Source organism: Streptomyces sp. NPDC006655, assembly GCF_040703965.1.
Classification (GTDB): Bacteria; Actinomycetota; Actinomycetes; order Streptomycetales; family Streptomycetaceae; genus Streptomyces.
Map to the genome: position 1 here is coordinate 1 of NZ_JBEYJU010000234.1, position 2378 is coordinate 2378.

At 67.6% G+C, this 2378-nt stretch carries 1 protein-coding gene; it reads left to right on the top strand.

The annotated features are described in order from the left end of the window. The first annotated feature begins 102 nt into the window (after positions 1-102). A complete protein-coding gene (locus AB0958_RS44945; RefSeq protein ID WP_366896264.1) occupies positions 103-2286 on the top strand; it encodes a Helicase associated domain protein in 2184 nt (727 codons plus the stop codon). Positions 2287-2378 lie beyond the last annotated feature (92 nt).

Here is a 2378-nt window from a genome sequence, read left to right on the forward strand (position 1 = left end):
CGCCGACCAGGCAACGACCGAACAAGTGAACCTGAAACCACGTCAAACCGCCCTGACCGGCTAGTCAGCCGCCCCGCACAGCGGGGGAACCTCACCTCGAGCCTGAAGACCCGCCTGCGCGGAGGCCAGCAAATCGCCGTCGACACCTCCGCGAGCAGCTTCATCGAGGGCTACCGCCGTGTCAGCGTCTACATGGCCACCGGCACCGGAAAGACCCTGGTGGCCCTGCACGTCGTCCAGGAAACCGCACCCGAGGGCGCCTCCCTGGTGGCAGTCCCCTCCCTGCGACTCCTTGAGCAGACCGCCGCGAAATGGCACAGCGAAGGACGTCCCGGCCGCTACCTCGGTGTCTGTTCCTCAAGCCACCCGGCAGACCCGTACCTGGCCGACGTCCTCACCATGGTGGGCACCGCCGACGACCTGGCCTGGCAGGCAGCCGACACCCCAGGACCGCTCAACGTGTTCTGCACCTATGACTCCCTGGACAAGGTCGTCGAAGCCCACCGCGACTTCCACCTGCCCCGCTGGGACGTCGTGGTCGCCGACGAAGCCCACCGCACCGCCGGTGACTACGACAAGCCCTGGGCCCGCATCCACCACGACGACAAGCTGCCCGCCCGCCACCGCCTCTACATGACCGCGACGCCCCGCGTCTTCGACGAGAAGAAAGCCCGCGAAAAGGGCATCAACGCCGACACCGTCATCGCCTCCATGGACGACGTGAGTATCTACGGGCCCGTCGTCTACCGCATCTCCCTGAGAGAGGCGATCGACGAGGGGCTCCTCGCCGACTACCGCATCGCCGGCGTCGTGATCAGAGACGAAGACCTGCGGGGCCTCCTGAACCGGCTCCCCGCACACACCTGGACCGGCGAAGCCTTGCGTGCCGCAGCCGCCCAAGTCGCCCTGCTGGTCGCGCAGCACCGCTACGACCTGCGCCGCACACTGACCTTCCACCCCTGCATCGCCGCAGCGGACGTCTTCGCCGAAACACTCCACGAGACCGCGGCCCTCATGCCCCCGGCCTACCACGCCCCCCTGCAGGTCGGCACCGTCAACTCCCGGCAGCCCCCCTTCGAACGCCACAAGAACTACACCGACTTCGCCTCCGCGCCCCTCAGCACCCCCGCCTCACAGCAGCCGCTCCGCCGGGCCGTCCTCACCAACTGCCGCTGCTGCGCCGAAGGCGTCGACATCCCCGCCATCGACTCCCTGCTCTTCGCCCACCCCAAGACCAGCACCATCGACATCATCCAGTCCATCGGACGCGCACTGCGCCAGACCCCAGGCGACAACAAGATCTCCACCATCGTCATCCCCATCTACATGGCACCCGGCGAAACCCTCGAGGAGGCCGTCAAGAAAACCGCCTTCCACCTGATCTACAAGGTCCTCATCGACCTCGACGTCTACGACGAGCACACCTTCCACCTCGTCGACCACTTCCGGTACCCGGGCGACCCCACCGCCACCCCCCAACTCGCGCCGCCCCCGGAACGCGCCGACGAGATCATCCCCGTCCTCGACCTGAACGACGTCATGGCCCCCAACCGCGTATGGGAGGCCGCCTTCGAAGTCGCCACAGACTTCCATCTCCAAAACGGCCACCTCGACGTCCCCAGCCGCTACCTCCACGACGGCCGCTTCTACCTCGGCTGGTGGATCGGCGCACAACGCTCCATGCGCGACAACGGCCTGCTCCTGCCCGAACGCATCGCAGCACTGGACACCCTCGGCATGATCTGGGAGCACCCCCCGCACAGCATCGAGCGCAAACTCCTCATCGCCCGCGACTACGTCACCCGCCACGGACACCTCGCACCCCGGTGGGCCGAACACCACCAAGGCCTGCACTTGGGCCGCTGGCTCGCCGACAGCCGAAAGGAAGCCAACAGCCGCCGCCTGCCCCACTGCTACCAGCGGGCCCTGAACGAGATCTACCCCTGGTGGAACGCCAAAGGCAGAGCCGAATGGAAACGCACCTACGCTCGCGCCCACGCCGCCGCACGCGACAAGACCCTGGTTTTCCCCGGCCCGCACCAACTCACCGGCGACGCCCCTGTGCTGACCCAATGGCTGGCCGAGCAGATCGACAACCTCGACGGGCTCGAGGACTACCAGCGCCACCTCTTGGGCGACCTCCCCATCGAGCACCCCCTGGCCCTCCTGCTGCGCCGCCCGCGCGGCGCTTCCCAACGGGCCTTCGCCCGAGGATTGCAGGCCGCCTACGCCTACCGCCGCCGCCACCATCACCTGGACGTTCCCTACAACTACACCTGTGAGTGAGGTTCCCCCGAGATGCGGGGATGGGTGACAGGGGGTCAGATGGGTCTCACGAGAGGAGCCCAGACGATGCCTGCCCCGAGGAAGTACCCGCT